Origin of the sequence: Streptomyces sp. R21 (assembly GCF_041051975.1) — a bacterium.
In the GTDB taxonomy this organism is placed as follows: domain Bacteria; phylum Actinomycetota; class Actinomycetes; order Streptomycetales; family Streptomycetaceae; genus Streptomyces.
Genome location: NZ_CP163435.1, coordinates 4142773 through 4158836, shown reverse-complemented (window position 1 = coordinate 4158836; position 16064 = coordinate 4142773). Strand labels below are relative to the sequence as shown.

Sequence of the window (16064 nt, the reverse complement as noted above, 5' to 3'; positions counted from 1 at the left end):
GGGTGTACGACCGGCGGGTGACTTCAGCGAAGAGGAGCGGTACGTGAGCGAGAGCAGTGCGGAGGCGGTCGTGAGCGCCGTCACGGCGGCCGCCGCCTCCGCCGCCCAGAACGGGGGAGCCGCCGGCAACTGGCGCAAGGCCGGTCTCGCCGGCGCCGCGATAGGCGTCGTCGCCGCGGGCGCCGCCGCCGGTGTCGCGCTGGAGCGGCTCACCGTGGGCCGCGGCATGCGCGCCAAGGCCCGGCTCGCCCTCGACTCGACCGGCCCCTTCGGATCGCTGCGCGGCACCCCCGGCAAGGCGTACGCCGACGACGGCACCGAGCTGTATTACGAGGTCGACGACGTCGAGCAGGACGCCACGTTCACCCCGCGCCGCCGCCGGCTCTTCGGGCGCAAGGCCCCGGCCCCCGTCACCGTCGTCTTCAGCCACGGCTACTGCCTCAACCAGGACTCCTGGCACTTCCAGCGGGCCGCGCTGCGCGGTGTCGTCCGCACCGTGCACTGGGACCAGCGCAGCCACGGCCGCTCCGGTCGCGGCGCCGCCCAGGTGCAGGACGGCACGCCCGTCTCCATCGACCAGCTCGGCCGTGACCTGAGGGCGGTCATCGACGCCGCCGTGCCCGAGGGCCCGATCGTGCTGGTCGGTCACTCCATGGGCGGCATGACCGTGATGGCCCTGGCCGACCACTACCCCGAACTGATCCGCGACCGCGTCGTCGCCGTCGCTCTCGTCGGTACGTCGTCGGGGCGGCTCGGCGAGGTCAACTTCGGGCTCCCCGTCGCGGGCGTCAATGCGGTGCGCCGCGTACTGCCCGGTGTTCTGAAGGCCCTGGGGCAGCAGGCCGCGCTGGTGGAGCGCGGGCGGCGGGCCACCGCCGACCTGTTCGCCGGGATCATCAAGCGGTACTCGTTCGCGTCCCGGGACGTCGACCCGGCCGTCGCCCGGTTCGCCGAGCGGATGATCGAGAGCACCCCCATCGACGTGGTCGCCGAGTTCTACCCGGCGTTCACCGAGCACGACAAGACCGAGGCCCTGGCGCACTTCGCCGAGCTGCCGGTCCTCGTTCTCGCCGGGGTCAAGGACCTGGTGACGCCGAGCGAGCACAGCGAGGCCATCGCCGACCTGCTGCCGGACGCCGAACTGGTGCTCGTTCCCGATGCCGGGCACCTGGTGATGCTCGAGCACCCCGAGGTCGTCACGGACCGTCTCGCCGACCTCCTCGTGCGCGCGGGCGCCGTCCCCGCAGGAGCTACCGTGTTGGGCTATGGAAGCACCAGCAGCACCGCACAACCCGGCTGAGCCTTCTGCGGGGGGCGTCAGCGAGGAGATCACCGTCAACTCCCCCGAACAGATGCAGGAGTTGGGCCGCCGGCTGGCCAAGCTGCTGCGCCCGGGCGACCTGGTCATGCTCAACGGCGAGCTCGGCGCGGGCAAGACCACGCTGACCCGCGGGCTCGGGGAGGGGCTCGGCGTCCGGGGCGCGGTCACCTCCCCGACGTTCGTCATCGCCCGCGTGCACCCCTCCCTCGTCCAGGGGCCGCCCCTCGTCCACGTGGACGCGTACCGCCTCGGCGGCGGGCTCGACGAGATGGAGGACCTCGACCTCGACGTGTCGCTCTCCGACTCGGTGATCGTCGTCGAGTGGGGCGAGGGCAAGGTCGAGGAACTGACCGACGACCGGCTGCACGTCGTCATCCACCGGGCCGTCGGAGACACCACGGACGAGGTACGGCACGTCACGCTGACCGGGCTCGGGGCGCGCTGGACGACCGCCGACCTGAGCGTCCTCTCGGCCTGATCGCCTGACCAGGGGAGCCGTGCATGAATGTTCCGACAAGACGTCGGCAAGATGTTGCGTACGGCGTCCCGGGCATGGTCACATGGATACCAGCTCGTAGTTAGGTCTACCTAACCACGCTTGCCCCCGCGGCCCCAGGAGGCGTCCATGCCGGCATCCGAACGAGACCAGGCGCTGCCGCGCGTGACGGCCGCGGTGTCGATGCGGGACCTGCTGGCGTCGTGCGCGGCGGCGGACGCGGTGTCCACACCACCGCGCCCGCCCGCGCCACCGAGGACCGAGCCCGTACGGCTGCGGCGCCCCGAAGCGGCGTAAGAGCCACGGGATCAACCGCTACTGAACGACGACGACCTTCTGGCCGATCGTCGCGAAGTCCCACATCGCGTCGCCGTCCGCGCGGGACTCGCGGATGCCGCCCGTCCTGGCGGACGGGTCCGGCGCGGCGGTCGAGCCGCTGACGGCGGCGCTGAAGCCGATCGCCACGCCCTGGTTGCTCGCGAAGCGGACGACGTGCTCGATCGGGGTGCCGTCGGAACCGGTCACGGCGTTCGAGCGGGACGTGACCGAGTAGGTGGCGGGCGTCGGGTCGATCGCGCTGGGGGTGACCTTGAAGGTGCGCCGGACCTTGCCGTTCGCGCCGACCAGCCAGACGCGGTCGGCGCCGGTGGAGTAGACGACCCGCTCGCCGGCGCCGGACGGGGCGGGCAGCGCCGCCGGGTTCTTCTTGTCGCGCGGGGTCTTGGAGGTGGCGGCCTTGGGGGAGGCGCTCGCGTGCGGTTTGCCCAGGTCGTCCGGTACGTTCGCCGACGCCTGGTAGGCGAGGAAGCTGACGGCGGCGACGGCCGCCACGGTGAGCCCGGCCACGAATCCCGAGCTGCTCCTAGCCACCTTGTGTGCCCACCTCTCGTACCACGTTCGAACCCTGTACCCCGCTTGTGGTGACGGTAGCAGCCGGAATGCGGCAACCCTGGGCGGCCGTGCTCCGGTCCCGGGCGCCGTAGGCTGTTTGCGTGCTCTTGCTCGCTCTGGATACCGCCACCCCCGCCGTGACCGTCGCCCTGCACGACGGCACGTCCGTCGTCGCCTCGTCGAGCCAGGTGGACGCGCGACGGCACGGGGAACTGCTGCTGCCGGCCGTCGACCGCGTGCTCGCCGAGGCCGGGCTGAAGCTCGACGCCGTCACCGGTGTCGTCGTCGGCGTCGGACCCGGCCCCTACACCGGGCTGCGCGTCGGCCTCATGACCGCCGACACCTTCGGACTCGCCCTCGGCGTCCCCGTGTACGGCCTGTGCACCCTCGACGGGCTCGCGTACGCGGCCGAGGTCGAGGGGCCCTTCGTCGTCGCGACGGACGCACGGCGCAAGGAGGTGTACTGGGCGCGCTACGAGGACCCACGTACACGCGTCACGGACCCTGCCGTCGACCGGCCCGCCGACATCGCCGAGACCGTCGCGGGGCTGCCCGCCGTCGGCGCGGGCGCGCTGCTCTACCCCGACACCTTCCCCGACGCCCGCGCCCCCGAGAACGTCTCCGCGGGCGCCCTCGCCGCGCTCGCCGCCGAGAAGCTGGCGGCGGGCGAGGAACCGGCCGCGCCCCGGCCGCTGTACCTGCGCCGTCCCGACGCGCAGGTCCCCAAGAACTACAAGGTGGTCACCCCCAAGTGACGTCCGAGCTGCGCGAGATGCGTTGGTGGGACCTCGATCCCGTGCTGGAGCTGGAGAAGGAACTGTTCCCCGAGGACGCCTGGTCCCGGGGCATGTTCTGGTCCGAACTGGCCCACGCGCGGGGCCCGGATGCGACGCGGCGGTACGTGGTGGCCGAGACGCCCGAGAAGCGGGTGATCGGCTACGCCGGACTCGCCGCCACCGGCGACCTGGCCGACGTACAGACCATCGCCGTCGCCCGCGACCAGTGGGGCTCCGGCCTCGGCTCGCGGCTGCTGACCGAACTGCTGCGGGCCGCGACGGCCTTCGAGTGCGCCGAGGTGCTGCTCGAATGCCGGGTGGACAACGTCCGCGCGCAGAAGCTCTACGAGCGCTTCGGCTTCGAGCCCATCGGTTTCAGACGCGGCTACTACCAGCCGGGGAACGTGGACGCCCTGGTGATGCGCCTCAACGACCCGTCAACATCCGTACAAGGAACCGAGATCAATGGCTGACGAACCGCTCGTCCTCGGCATCGAGACCTCCTGCGACGAGACCGGCGTCGGCATCGTCCGCGGCCACACCCTGCTCGCGGACGCCGTCGCGTCCAGTGTCGACGAGCACGCGCGCTTCGGCGGTGTCGTCCCGGAGGTCGCCTCCCGCGCCCACCTGGAGGCGATGATCCCGACCATCCAGCGGGCGCTGAAGGACGCCGGGGTGACCGCCCGCGACCTGGACGGCATCGCCGTGACGGCGGGCCCCGGGCTCGCCGGTGCGCTGCTCGTCGGAGTCTCGGCGGCGAAGGCGTACGCCTACGCGCTCGGCAAGCCGCTCTACGGCGTCAACCACCTCGCCTCGCACATCTGCGTGGACCAGCTGGAGCACGGCGCGCTGCCCGAGCCGACGATGGCCCTCCTGGTCTCCGGCGGACACTCGTCGCTGCTCCTGTCCACGGACATCACCTCCGACGTACGGCCGATGGGCGCGACCATCGACGACGCGGCCGGCGAGGCCTTCGACAAGATCGCCCGCGTGCTGAACCTCGGCTTCCCCGGCGGCCCGGTCATCGACCGGTACGCCAAGGAGGGCGACCCTCGTGCCATCGCGTTCCCGCGCGGCCTGACCGGCCCGCGCGATGCCGCGTACGACTTCTCCTTCTCCGGCCTGAAGACCTCCGTGGCCCGCTGGATCGAGGCGAAGCGGGCGGCGGGCGAGGAGGTGCCGGTGCGCGATGTCGCCGCGTCCTTCCAGGAGGCGGTGGTGGACGTGCTGACCCGTAAGGCCGTACGGGCCTGCAAGGACCAGGGCGTCGACCACCTCATGATCGGCGGCGGTGTCGCCGCCAACTCGCGGCTGCGCGTGCTCGCCCAGGAGCGGTGCGAGGCCGCCGGGATCCGGCTCCGCGTGCCGCGCCCCAAGCTGTGCACGGACAACGGGGCGATGGTGGCCGCGCTGGGCGCCGAGATGGTGGCCCGGAACCGGTCCGCCTCGGACTGGGACCTGTCGGCGGACTCGTCGCTGCCGGTGACGGACCCGCATGTGCCGGGCCGCGCGCACGCGCACGACCATGTGCACGAGGTCAGCAAGGAGAACCTGTACTCGTGACCGTCGCGCTGATGTGGGAGGCCCGCGCCGTTGAGGGTCGCGGCGCGGACCTGCTGGCCTGGGCCCGCAAGCAGGACCTCCCCGGGCGGCCGCTGCGCCGGGAGACCCTGCGGGGCTCTCAGGACCGCGTCCTCGTCATCACCTGGTGGGATGCGGCCTACGACGCCGAACTGCCCGAACTCCCGGAGCCTGACGGGGAGTTGGTGAGCCGGGCGGTGCACCGGTGGCGGTTCGAGTCGGTGGGTGACTTCTGACGCTCAAGAGGCGTATGGCTTGCGGGTGTTGATGCCGCTGAGCGATGCTGGGCCGGAGATCGGCTTGGCGACGAGGCGGGTATGACTGGAGTGGAACTGATCGTGGCCGCGCTCGCGGCCGGTGCTTCGGCGGGGCTCACGGACACGGCGAGCAGTGCGGTCCGCGAGGCCTGCGACGGCCTGCGCGAAGCGATACGGGTGCGCCTCGCCGCCCGTGGTGACGCGACCGCAGACGGCAACGAGGCCCTGGACGTCCTGGACGCGAGCGAGGTCGAGCCCGGCGTGTGGGAGGCCCGGCTGCGTGCGGCGCTGACGGCGGCCGACGCGGATTCCGACGAGGGGATCCTTGCCGCGGCGCGGTCGCTGCTGAAGGCGGCCGGGCACACCACGGGGGCGTACGTCGTCGACGCGAGCCAGGCCAAGGGTGTGCAGGTAGGCGACCACAACACCCAGACCAACACGTTCAACTGACGGGAACATCCCTGTGGACACGGGCGGGACGGGGCCCGAGGTGAGCGCCAAGGGGGCCCGGGGCGTGCAGATCGGCTCCGGGAACGTCCAGTTCAACGTATTCGCGCCCGTCTTTCCGGCCGCACTGTCCGCCTACCGTCGGCAGGTGGAGCTGATCGCCCCCGAGGCCTTGCTGGACCGAGACGCGGAACTGGCTCAACTGGCCGACTTCTGCACGTGCTTGGACGACCGGGACTATCTGTGGCTGCGCGGCCGGGCCTGGACGGGGAAGACCGCCCTGATGTCCTGGCTGGTCCTGAACCCGCCGCCGGGGACGTGCGTCGTCTCGTTCTTCATCACCGCCCGCCTCGCCGCCCAGAATGACCGCGAGGCGTTCCTCGACGTCGTCATCGAGCAGTTGGCGACGCTTCTGGGAGAGCCCGCGCCGTACGTGACCCCCGCGGCCCGCCCCGCGCACCTGTGGGCGCTGCTCTATGCCGCGGCCACAGCCTGCGAACGGCAGGGGCGGCGGCTCGTGCTGGTGGTCGACGGCCTCGACGAGGACAGCGGGGCCGGGACGCAGAGCATCGCCGCACTGCTGCCGGCCCGGCCCCCGGCCGGCATGCGAGTGGTGGTGGCGGGGCGGCGCGACCATCCCGTTCCCGAGGACGTGCCGGACGGCCATCCGCTGCGGAACCCGTCCGTTCAACGGCTGTTGGAGGCGTCCTCGCACGCCGGGGCCGTCCGGAACGACGCCGAGCGGGAGCTGGAGCGGCTGCTGGGCGGTACGGCGGCGGACCAGGACCTGCCGGCGCTCGTCGCCGTGGCCGGGGGCGGTCTGAGCGGGCAGGACCTGGCCGAGCTGACGGGCCGCCGGGCGGCGGAGGTCGAGGAGTTCCTGCGCGTCGCGGCCGGGAACACGATCGCCCGGCGGCCCGCGTACGGCTGGGCCGGGGCGGCGGCCGACGTCTACGTGCTCGGGCACGAGGAGCTCCAGCTCGACGTCCTGCGCCGGCTGAGCGCGCCGCGGGTGACGGAGTACCGGGAACGGCTGCACGCCTGGGCGGACCGGTACCGGGAGGAGAAGTGGCCCGCCGGGACGCCGGAGTACCTGCTGCGCGGGTACTTCCGGCTGCTCGGCGCCGACGGGGACCTGGACAGGATGACCGGCCTCGCCCTGGACCGGGCGCGCCATGCCCGGCTGCTGGAGGCGAGCGGCGCGGACACCGCCGCGCTGGCCGAGATCGGCGCCGCGCAGGACGCGCTGCACAGCGGGGACCGGCCGGATCTGCGGACCCTGACGCTCCTGGCGGTGCGCCGCGACCACCTCAGCGGACGGAACCGCGACATTCCGACGTCCCTGCCCGCCGTATGGGCCCTGTTGGGGCAACCCCTGCGCGCGGAGGCCCTGGCCCGGTCCATCCCGAGGCCGTGGCTGCGGGTCAGCGCACTGACCTCACTCAGCGGCGTGCTGGCCGAGCGCGGTCGTGGCCACGGGACCCAGGACCTGGCCGGCGGCAGCGTCCTCGGGGCACGGGAGGTGGCCGAGGAGGCGGAGGCAGTGGCCCGGGCGATCACCGACCCGGGCTGGCAGTGCCAGGCGCTGGCGGAGGCGGCGGGGGCACTGACCGGGGCCGGGGAGGCCGATCGCGCCGCGCAGCTGGCCGAGGATGCCGTGGTCGTGGCCCGGACCATCACCAGCCCGTATGTGCAGGCGGCGTCCTTGACGGAGGTGGCCGGGACACTGGCCGGGACGGTCGGGGCGCATCGCGCCCAGGACATCGTTCGCGAGGCGGTGGCCGTGGCGCGGATCGAGGAGTTCCCGGACCTGCGGGAGGCGGCGCTGGCGAAGGCTGACCTGGCGCTGGCGGTACTCCGGGGGGAGGACCCCGGCCCGGCCGAGACACGTGCCGACAGGGCGACGATCGAGATCCAGGCGATCAACGACCTGGAGCGCCGTGACATGGAGGCTGCCATGCTGGCGACGGCGGCGGTCCGGGTGGGGGAGTTGGACCGTGCCCTCGCCCTCGCGGAGACCGTCGCCGAACCGTGGGAGCGGGCGGGGGCGTTGGTGACGGTGGTGGGAGCGATGGCCCGGGCCGGGAACGTGGACCGTGCCCTCGCCACCGCCCGGACCATCACCGTGCCGTCGGAGCAGGCACAGGCGCTGGCGGACGTCGCGGAGGCGGTGGCCCGGGCGGGGGACGCCGGTCGCGCTCAGGACCTCGCGTTCGAGGCCGAGGCCCTGGCCCGGAGCGGCACCGACACGTCCGAGCGGCAGGCCGCACTGGCGAAGGCGCTGGCGCGAGTGGGGGACGTACGGCGCGCCGCGGCCGTGGCACGGACCGTCACAGACCCGCCGACACGGGACCGGACGATGGCGGAGGTGGCGCGGGCGCTGGCACGGGCCGGGAACATACGGCGCGCCGTCGCCGTGGCACGGACGATCACCGACGGGTGGGTGGCGCCGGAGATATGGGCGGCGATGGCGGTCGCGCTGGCCCGGGCGGGCGATCCGGACGGCGCCGAAACCGTGGCGCGGGCCATCGACCACCGGTGGACACAGCACCGGCTGTCGGCCCTGGCGGGGGTGGTGGCGGAGGCGGCGCGGACGGGGCGGACGGAGCAGGCAGCGGCCCTCGCCCAGGAGGGCCTGGACCTGGCCCGCACGGTCGGCCACAACGGGTTGCGGGCGCAGGCGCTGCTGAAGGCGGCGGAGATGGCGGCCGCGACAGGCGACGCGGACCTCGCCGAGGAACTCATCGAGGAAGCCGAGACCATGGTCTGGGAGGTCGCCAATCCCTATTCGCGGGCGCTGGAGTTCGCCTCCCTGGCGAAGGCGCTGGTGGAGGCCGGTGACGTGGAGCGCGGCGCGTACCTCGCCCGGTTTGCCGTGGCGGAGGCCAGGAATCTCACCGATCCGGGCGAACACGCGCGGGCGCTGGCGGACGCGGCCGGGGCGCTGGCCGTGGCGGGTGCCGTCGAACCGGCCAGGGAACTGGCCCAGGAAGCCGTGGCCGTCACGAGGACCTTCACCGATCCACGCGAGCGGGAATCAGCCCTGGCCGAGCGGGCGGAGCTCATGGCCCGGGTGGGCGACGCGGACCGTGCCCTGGCCGTCGCCCGGACCGTCACCGCCCCCGAACGGCAGGCGCAGGCGCTGGCTGGCGTGGCCCGCCACGTCGGAACGGCGCGCGCGTGCGCGCTGATTGCCGAGGCGCTGCGGCTGGGCGAATGGCACACGGCCGTCGACGCCCTCGCCGACGTCGCCCCCGACGTGCTGGCGCTGGTCGCCGACGAGCTGATCCTCGAACGTCCGTAGCCCGGGGGTACGGCAGTACTGGGGGCGGAGTACGCGGGTGCGGTGTGGACCTCACGGCGGTGGTGTCGTGACTCCGGGTGCATGGCCGGCGGAGGAGGCGCTGCACGCTGCCGCGCAGTCGGGCTGAAGCGGCCGCGCGCACCCTCCCTGTAGCCTTCACGCCGGACTCCGGTTTTCCGGAAGGCCCCTGCAAGGTTTCGGCAACGGAGGTGGGCGCGTGGCCCGGGAGAGCATCAGGAACAAGGTGACGATCACCGAGATCGCCCGGGAGGCCGGGGTCTCGGTGCCCACCGTGTCCCGTGTCGTGAACGGCCGCTCCGACGTGTCGCCGGAGACCCGGGCCCGGGTCGAGGACCTGCTGCGCCACCACGGCTACCAGCGGAAACCGAACGCCCCGGGCGACCGGGCCGCGTTGATCGACCTGGTCTTCAACGACCTCGACAGCCCCTGGGCGGTGGAGATCATCCGCGGGGTCGAGGAGGTCGCGCACGACTCCGGGGTGGGCACGGTGGTGTCGGCCATCCACGGGGCGTCGGGGTCGGCCCAGCAGTGGATGACCAATCTGCGGGCGCGCGCCTCGGACGGCGTGATCCTGGTGACGTCCGTGCTGGATCCCCGGCTGCACGACGAGTTGCGGCGGCTCGGCGTGCCCCTCGTCGTGGTCGACCCGGCGGGCTCGCCGGCCCTCGACATGCCGACCGTCGGCGCCACCAACTGGGCCGGCGGCATGGCCGCGACGGAGCACCTGCTCGGCCTCGGGCACCGGCGGATCGGGTTCATCGCGGGACCGCCCCGGCTGCTGTGCTCGCGGGCCCGGCTCGACGGCTACCGGGCGGCGCTGGAAGGCGCCGACATCGCTGTCGACGACGCGCTGATCGTCCCCGGCGACTTCTACCACTCCGCCGGCTTCGACGGCTGCAACACCCTGCTCGACCTGGAGGAACCGCCCACCGCGCTGTTCGCCTCCAGTGACCAGATGGCGCTGGGAGCGATCGAGGCGCTGCGTCGGCGGGGCCTTCGGGTGCCCGAGGATCTGAGTGTCGTCGGTTTCGACGATCTGCCCGAAGTGCGCTGGTCCGCACCGCCGTTGACCACCGTGCGCCAACCCCTCGCAGACATGGGCAAATTGGCGACGCGTACGGTGCTGCGGCTGGCGGAGGGCGAGGAGCCCGCGTCGCCTCGGGTCGAGCTCGCGACCGAATTGGTGGTACGGGCGAGTACCGCCCCGCTGGGCTGAGGCGGCGGTCTGATCAGGCTTATTTGTCAGGAGCGTTGACATACCCGTCGCGCGCCCGTAACTTCCGTGCGCACTTGACCGATAATTTTCGGCTCCCTTCCGGAAGGTGTGCGATGCGACCGTCTGGTACGACCTCCAACTTCTCTCGCCGTGGATTCCTGGCGGCCTCCGCGGCGACCGGCCTCGGCGCGGCCGGGCTGAGCGCGTGCGGCTCCTCGGACAGCGACGGCGGTTCCGGCAAGAAGACGATCGAGTGGTGGAACATCACCACGACCCAGCCCGCGAAGAAGCTGTGGGCCCAGCGAGCCAGGGAGTTCGAGGCCGCGCACCCGGACGTGAAGATCAAGGTCGTCACGATGGAGAACGAGGCGTACAAGCAGAAGATGACCGCGCAGATCGCCTCGGGCAAGCTGCCGGACATCTTCCACACCTGGGGCGGCGGCGTCCTCAAGCAGCAGCTCGACGCCGGACTGGTCGAGGACCTGACGGGCAAGATCTCCTGGACCGCCGACTACGTGCCCGCGTCGATGGCGGCCTACAAGTTCGACGACAAGACCTACGCCGTCCCCTTCGACATCGGCGCAGTCGGCTTCTGGTACAACAAGGCGCTCTTCAAGAAGGCCGGCATCACCACGCCCCCCACCACCTGGTCCGGCTACCTCGACGCCATCAAGGCCCTCAAGAAGGCGGGTATCACCCCCATCGCCCTGGCCGGCAAGGAGAAGTGGCCGGGCATGTACTTCTGGGCGTACCTCTCGATGCGCGTCGCCGGTCTCGAAGCGATGCAGAAGGCCTCCGACGACGCCGACTTCACCGGCGACGACTTCGTCAAGGCAGGCCAGCACCTCAAGGACCTCGTCGCCCTCCAGCCCTTCCAGAAGGGGTTCCTCGGCGGGGCCTACTCCGACCCGAACGGCGAGGCGGCCCTGATGGGCAACGGCAAGGCGGCCATGGAGCTGATGGGCCAGTGGGCGCCCATCGTCGAGGCCGACTCCGGCAAGGGCCTCGGCAAGGACCTCGGCTTCTTCTCCTTCCCGGCGGTCGAGGGCGGCAAGGGCGCACTCACCGAGGTGTTCGGCGGAGGTGGCGGCCACGCGCTGCGCACGGGAGCTCCGCAGGAGGCGCTGGACTTCCTGAAGTTCTTCGCCGAGAAGGAGTTCGCGGAGAAGCTCATCAAGCAGACCGGCCTGATACCGGTCTCCAAGCAGACGCTTGGCGCGCTCACCGACCCCAACCTCACCGCCGTCTCCGACATGCTGAACAAGGCCACCGGCTTCCAGCTCTACCTCGACCAGGCGTACGCCCCCGCCGTCGGGCAGGAGATCAACGACAGCGTCGCCGCGCTCATCGCGGGCTCCAAGTCGCCCGAGCAGGTGACGCGTTCGGTCACCCAGGTCGCCAAGAGCGAGAAGAGCTAGCGCCGCCGATGACCCACTCGACTTCGACCTCCGCGACCCATCCGACTTCTCCAGGGGGGTCGGCGCCGTACGTGAGCGACGTCGGCAAGTACGACGGCCGGCACCCCGCCCCCGGCTCACGGCGGCGCAGGTCGCCGCTGCGCCGGGTGCGCGACTGGCTGTCGGCCGTCGCGTTCACGGTCCCCGCTCTCGCCCTGTTCGGCATGCTCGTACTGGTGCCGATGGGGTACGCGATCTACGTCAGCTTCTTCAACTGGGGCGGATTCGGCTCGCCTTCGGACAGCATCGGCCTCGACAACTACACCCGGCTCTTCAAGGACCCTGTGTTCATCGGGGACTTGGGGCGCGGCAGTCTGCTCATCGGCTTCTCCATCGTCGTGCAGCTGCCGTTCGCGCTCGCCATGGCCGTGCTGCTCAACCAGAAGCTGCGCGGCCGGGCCGTGTACCGGATGCTGTTCTTCGCCCCGTACATCCTGTCCGAGGTCATCACCGGCGTGCTGTTCAGCATGATCTTCGCGCCGGGGGAGGGGCTCGCCGACAAGGTCCTCGACAAGGTCGGACTCTCGGGACTGGGCGGTGACTGGTTCGCCGGTCAGCACAGCGTCATGCCCACCCTCTTCCTCGTCATGACGTGGAAGTACTTCGGCTTCCACATGATGCTCTACCTGGCCGGACTCCAGGGCATCCCGGCCGAGCTGCACGAGGCGGCGCGCATCGACGGCGCCGGCACCTGGCAGCGCTTCCGGCACATCACGCTGCCGCTGCTCGCGCCGACCCTCCGGATCAGCGCGTTCCTCTCCGTCGTCTACTCCATCCAGCTCTTCGACCTGGTCTGGGTCATCACCACCGGCGGCCCCGACCACGCCTCCGAAACCATGGCGATCAGCATGGTCCAGTACGGCTTCAAGCGCTATCAGATGGGCTACGCCAGCGCCATCAGCGTCGTGATGTTCCTGATCAGCCTGGTCTTCGCCCTCGCCTACCAGCGATTCGTACTGCGCCGGGACACCGAAGGAGCCATCACCACCATGCGAGGAAACCGATGAGCGGCGCGACGGGGACACCGGTGAGCAGCACGACGGGGACACCGAAGGAGGTGCGCCGGCGTCGGACGCTGCGCACCCTTCCCATGTACGTGATCCTCTGGGTGGTCGGCGTCTTCATGGTCACCCCTCTCCTCTACGCCCTGATCTCCGGCTTCAAGTCCACCGACCAGCTCTCCTCCAACCCGTTCGGGCTGCCCTCGCCGTGGGTGACCTCGAACTACACCTCGCTGCTCGGCTCGGGCACGTTCTGGCGGTCCATCGGCAGCAGCACGGTGATCGCGGTGGGCGCCGCCCTGCTGACGGTGGCGACGGCGGCCCTGGCCGCGTTCGCGCTCGCCCGATTCGCCTTCCGCGGGCGGGAGTTCATGTTCACCCTGTTCACGATGGGGCTGATGTTCCCGTTCGCGGTGGCGATCCTGCCGCTGTTCATCCTGCTGCGCACCTTCGGGCTGCTCGACAACCCGTGGGGCGTGATCCTGCCCGAGGCGGCCTTCGGGCTGCCGGTGACGATCATCATCCTGCGCGGCTTCTTCCGAGAGATCCCAGGGGAGTTGGAGGAAGCGGCGACGCTCGACGGCTGCACCCGCTTCGGGTTCTTCTGGCGCATCCTGCTGCCGCTGGCCCGGCCCGCGCTCGGCACGGTGTCGGTCCTCGCCATCGTGAGCAGCTGGAACCAGTTCCTGCTGCCGCTGCTGGTCTTCAGCGAACCCACCTGGTGGACGATCCCGGTCGGCATCCAGCAGTTCCAGGGCCAGTACGCCTCCGACGTGGCACGCATCTTCGCCTACCTGGTGCTCGCCATGGTGCCCGCCCTCGCCTTCTACGCGGTCGCCGAGCGACAGCTGATCGGCGGCATCACGCTCGGCGCGACCAAGGGCTGAACCGTCCCCGGGGCCCCATTCCCCCATCCGCGTGAGGAGTTACATGACCGACCCCTGGCAGGACACCACTCTGCCCGCAGCCGTCCGCGCCGCCGACCTGCTCGCCCGTATGACCCCCCAGGAGAAGATCGCCCAGCTCTACAGCGTCTGGCCCGGCTCGAACGAGACCCCGGGCGGGGACATGGCCCCGCACCAGCACGCCCTGTCGGAGGACCTGGACCTCGCCGAGCTGCTTCCGCACGGCCTCGGCCAGCTCACCCGGCCGTTCGGCACCGCGCCCGTCGAGCCCGCCGAGGGCGCCGCCCGGCTGGCGAAGTTCCAGGAGGACATCCGCGCCGCGAACCGCTTCCGGCTGCCCGCCGTCGCCCACGAGGAGTGCCTCACCGGCCTCACCGCCTGGCAGGCGACGATCTTCCCGACCCCGCTCGCCTGGGGCGCGAGCTTCGATCCCGCCCTGGTGAAGGAGATGGCGTCGTCGATCGGCGCCACCATGCACTCCGTCGGCATCCACCAGGGCCTGGCCCCCGTCCTGGATGTCGTACGGGACGCACGCTGGGGCCGTACGGAGGAGTCGATCGGCGAGGACCCGTACCTCGTGGCGACCGTCGGCACCGCCTATGTCCAGGGGCTGGAGTCGGCGGGTGTCGTCGCCACGCTCAAGCACTTCGCCGGGTACTCGGCCTCGCGCGGCGCCCGCAACCACGCGCCCGCGTCGATCGGCCCGCGCGAACTCGCGGACGTCATCCTGCCGCCGTTCGAGATGGCTCTGCGGGAGGGCGGCGCGCGGTCGGTGATGGCGGCGTACAACGACGTCGACGGGCTGCCCGCGCACGCGCATCACGGACTGCTCACCCAACTCCTGCGTGAGCAGTGGAACTTCACCGGCACGGTCGTCGCCGACTACTTCGCCGTCTCCTTCCTGGAGTCGGCGCACGGGCTCACCGACTCCCCGGCGGGGGCGGCGGCGCTCGCGCTCGCGGCGGGCGTGGACGTGGAGCTGCCGGCCGTACGGTGCTACGGATCCGGGCCGCTCGACGAGGAGTTGGTGGACCGGGCCGCGCTGCGCGTCCTGACGCAGAAGTGCGAACTGGGACTGCTGGATCCCGACTGGGCGCCTCCGGCCGCCGGGGCGAGCGTCGACTTCGATCCACCTCACATGCGGGAGCTGGCACGGCAGCTGGCGGAGGAGTCCGTCGTCCTGCTGGCCAACGGAAACGGGGACGGGATCGGCGACGGCAGCGGCGGCCGCAACGGCACGCTGCCGTTCGGGCTCGGGGTGCGGCGGATCGCCGTCCTCGGCCCGCTGGCCGACGACCCGGCGGCCATGCTCGGCTGCTACACCTTCCCCCGCCATGTCCTGCTCGACCACCCCGACGTCCCGACGGGCGTCGCCGTACCGACACTGCTCGACGCGCTGCGCGCGGAGCTGCCGGACGCCGAGTTCGGGGACGACCCGGCGGCGGCCGACGTGTGCGTGGTCGCGGTCGGCGACCGGTCCGGACTCTTCGGGCGCGGCACCTCGGGGGAGGGATGCGATGCGGCCGACCTCGAACTGCCGGAGGGCCAGGGAGAGTTGGTGGACCGGGCGCTGGCCGCCGGGACGCCCGTCGTGCTCGTGGTGTTCTCCGGGCGGCCGTACGCACTGGGCCGCTGGTCCGACCGCGTCGGGGCGGTGGTGCAGGCGTTCTTCCCCGGCCAGGACGGCGCCGCAGCGGTCGCGGGCATCCTCTCCGGGCGGGTCAACCCGTCGGGGCGGCTCCCGGTGAGCGTGCCGCGCGAGCCCGCCGGACAGCCGTACACCTATCTCGCCCCGCCGCTCGGGCAGACCAGCGGGGCGAGCAACCTCGACCCGACGGCCCTGTTCCCCTTCGGGCACGGGCTGTCCTACTCGACGTACGACTGGCAGGTGGCGTCCGTCGACGCCGAGTCCTTCCCGACGGACGGCGAGACGACGCTGCGGGTGACCGTCCGCAACACCGGGGAGCGGGCCGGAACGGAGGTCGTCCAGCTGTATCTGCACGACCCGGTCGGCAAGGTGGCGCGCCCGGTGGCCCGGCTGGTCGGGTACGCGCGCGTGCCGCTCGACGCGGGCGCTTCGGCGGAGGTCCACTTCACGTTCCCGGCGGACATGGCCGCGTACACCGGGCCGGACGGCCACCGGATCGTCGAACCCGGCGCGTTGGAACTGCGGCTCGCGGCCTCCAGCGCCGAGGGCGACATACGGCAGGTGGTGCCGGTGACGCTGACGGGGCCGGAGCGGGTGGTGGGAGTGGAGCGGCGGATGCGGTGCGAGGTGCGGGTGAAGTGAGAGGAGGTGAGGTGAGGGGAACAGAGATGAGGGGAGCACAGGGGAGTTGAGGGCCTCTGGGGGTGCCCGCCGCTTTCCCGCGGCAGGCACCCCCGGTCGCC

Annotated in this window: 15 protein-coding genes; 14 read left to right on the top strand and 1 reads right to left on the bottom strand. The window is 72.0% G+C overall.

Annotated features, from left to right (window positions below; translation table 11 throughout):
- Positions 1 to 43 precede the first annotated feature (43 nt).
- From AB5J56_RS18485 to AB5J56_RS18475, 3 genes are all read left to right on the top strand, one after another.
- The gene (locus tag AB5J56_RS18485; protein WP_369233851.1) at positions 44 to 1300 is read left to right on the top strand and encodes an alpha/beta fold hydrolase; all 1257 of its coding nucleotides are present in this window, start codon (positions 44 to 46) and stop codon (positions 1298 to 1300) included.
- Complete coding sequence (gene tsaE / locus AB5J56_RS18480; protein WP_369233850.1) at positions 1266 to 1799, top strand: tRNA (adenosine(37)-N6)-threonylcarbamoyltransferase complex ATPase subunit type 1 TsaE; 534 nt, start codon at positions 1266 to 1268, stop codon at positions 1797 to 1799. The genes AB5J56_RS18485 and tsaE overlap by 35 nt, the downstream gene beginning before the upstream one ends.
- Positions 1800 to 1946: 147 nt before the next feature.
- Positions 1947 to 2114, top strand: coding sequence for a hypothetical protein (locus tag AB5J56_RS18475; protein WP_369233849.1), 168 nt, complete (start codon positions 1947 to 1949; stop codon positions 2112 to 2114).
- Positions 2115 to 2132: 18 nt separating this feature from the next.
- On the opposite strand, the gene AB5J56_RS18470 is transcribed toward AB5J56_RS18475, so the two are convergent.
- Positions 2133 to 2687 carry a hypothetical protein gene (locus tag AB5J56_RS18470; protein ID WP_369233848.1) on the bottom strand — a complete coding sequence of 185 codons (555 nt, stop codon included), beginning with the start codon at positions 2685 to 2687 and terminating at the stop codon, positions 2133 to 2135.
- Positions 2688 to 2809: 122 nt separating this feature from the next.
- Here AB5J56_RS18470 and tsaB point away from each other — a divergent pair, with 122 nt between their 5' ends.
- The 11 genes from tsaB (at position 2810) to AB5J56_RS18415 (ending at position 15963) form a co-directional block, all read left to right on the top strand.
- On the top strand, positions 2810 to 3463 hold the full coding sequence (tsaB, locus tag AB5J56_RS18465; RefSeq protein ID WP_369233847.1) for a tRNA (adenosine(37)-N6)-threonylcarbamoyltransferase complex dimerization subunit type 1 TsaB: 654 nt from the start codon (positions 2810 to 2812) through the stop codon (positions 3461 to 3463).
- Between the two features lie 17 nt (positions 3464 to 3480).
- Positions 3481 to 3957 carry a ribosomal protein S18-alanine N-acetyltransferase gene (rimI, locus tag AB5J56_RS18460; protein ID WP_369242636.1) on the top strand — a complete coding sequence of 159 codons (477 nt, stop codon included), beginning with the start codon at positions 3481 to 3483 and terminating at the stop codon, positions 3955 to 3957.
- Positions 3950 to 5047, top strand: coding sequence for a tRNA (adenosine(37)-N6)-threonylcarbamoyltransferase complex transferase subunit TsaD (gene tsaD, locus AB5J56_RS18455; RefSeq protein ID WP_369233846.1), 1098 nt, complete (start codon positions 3950 to 3952; stop codon positions 5045 to 5047). Before rimI ends, tsaD begins: the two co-directional genes overlap by 8 nt.
- Complete coding sequence (locus tag AB5J56_RS18450) at positions 5044 to 5301, top strand: hypothetical protein (protein ID WP_369233845.1); 258 nt, start codon at positions 5044 to 5046, stop codon at positions 5299 to 5301. Before tsaD ends, AB5J56_RS18450 begins: the two co-directional genes overlap by 4 nt.
- 81 nt (positions 5302 to 5382) lie before the next feature.
- Entirely contained in the window at positions 5383 to 5772 is a 390-nt protein-coding gene (locus tag AB5J56_RS18445; RefSeq protein ID WP_369233844.1) for a hypothetical protein, read from the top strand.
- Between the two features lie 40 nt (positions 5773 to 5812).
- A complete protein-coding gene (locus tag AB5J56_RS18440) occupies positions 5813 to 9073 on the top strand; it encodes a hypothetical protein (RefSeq protein ID WP_369233843.1) in 3261 nt (1086 codons plus the stop codon).
- Positions 9074 to 9290: 217 nt separating this feature from the next.
- Entirely contained in the window at positions 9291 to 10310 is a 1020-nt protein-coding gene (locus tag AB5J56_RS18435) for a LacI family DNA-binding transcriptional regulator (protein WP_369233842.1), read from the top strand.
- 113 nt (positions 10311 to 10423) lie between these two features.
- Positions 10424 to 11728: an extracellular solute-binding protein gene (locus AB5J56_RS18430; protein WP_369233841.1), complete on the top strand. Its 1305-nt coding sequence runs from the start codon at positions 10424 to 10426 to the stop codon at positions 11726 to 11728.
- 71 nt (positions 11729 to 11799) lie between these two features.
- Positions 11800 to 12774 carry a carbohydrate ABC transporter permease gene (locus AB5J56_RS18425; RefSeq protein WP_369233840.1) on the top strand — a complete coding sequence of 325 codons (975 nt, stop codon included), beginning with the start codon at positions 11800 to 11802 and terminating at the stop codon, positions 12772 to 12774.
- Positions 12775 to 12857: 83 nt separating this feature from the next.
- A complete protein-coding gene (locus AB5J56_RS18420) occupies positions 12858 to 13655 on the top strand; it encodes a carbohydrate ABC transporter permease (protein WP_369242634.1) in 798 nt (265 codons plus the stop codon).
- Between the two features lie 43 nt (positions 13656 to 13698).
- On the top strand, positions 13699 to 15963 hold the full coding sequence (locus AB5J56_RS18415; protein ID WP_369233839.1) for a glycoside hydrolase family 3 N-terminal domain-containing protein: 2265 nt from the start codon (positions 13699 to 13701) through the stop codon (positions 15961 to 15963).
- The last annotated feature ends 101 nt before the right edge of the window (positions 15964 to 16064 follow it).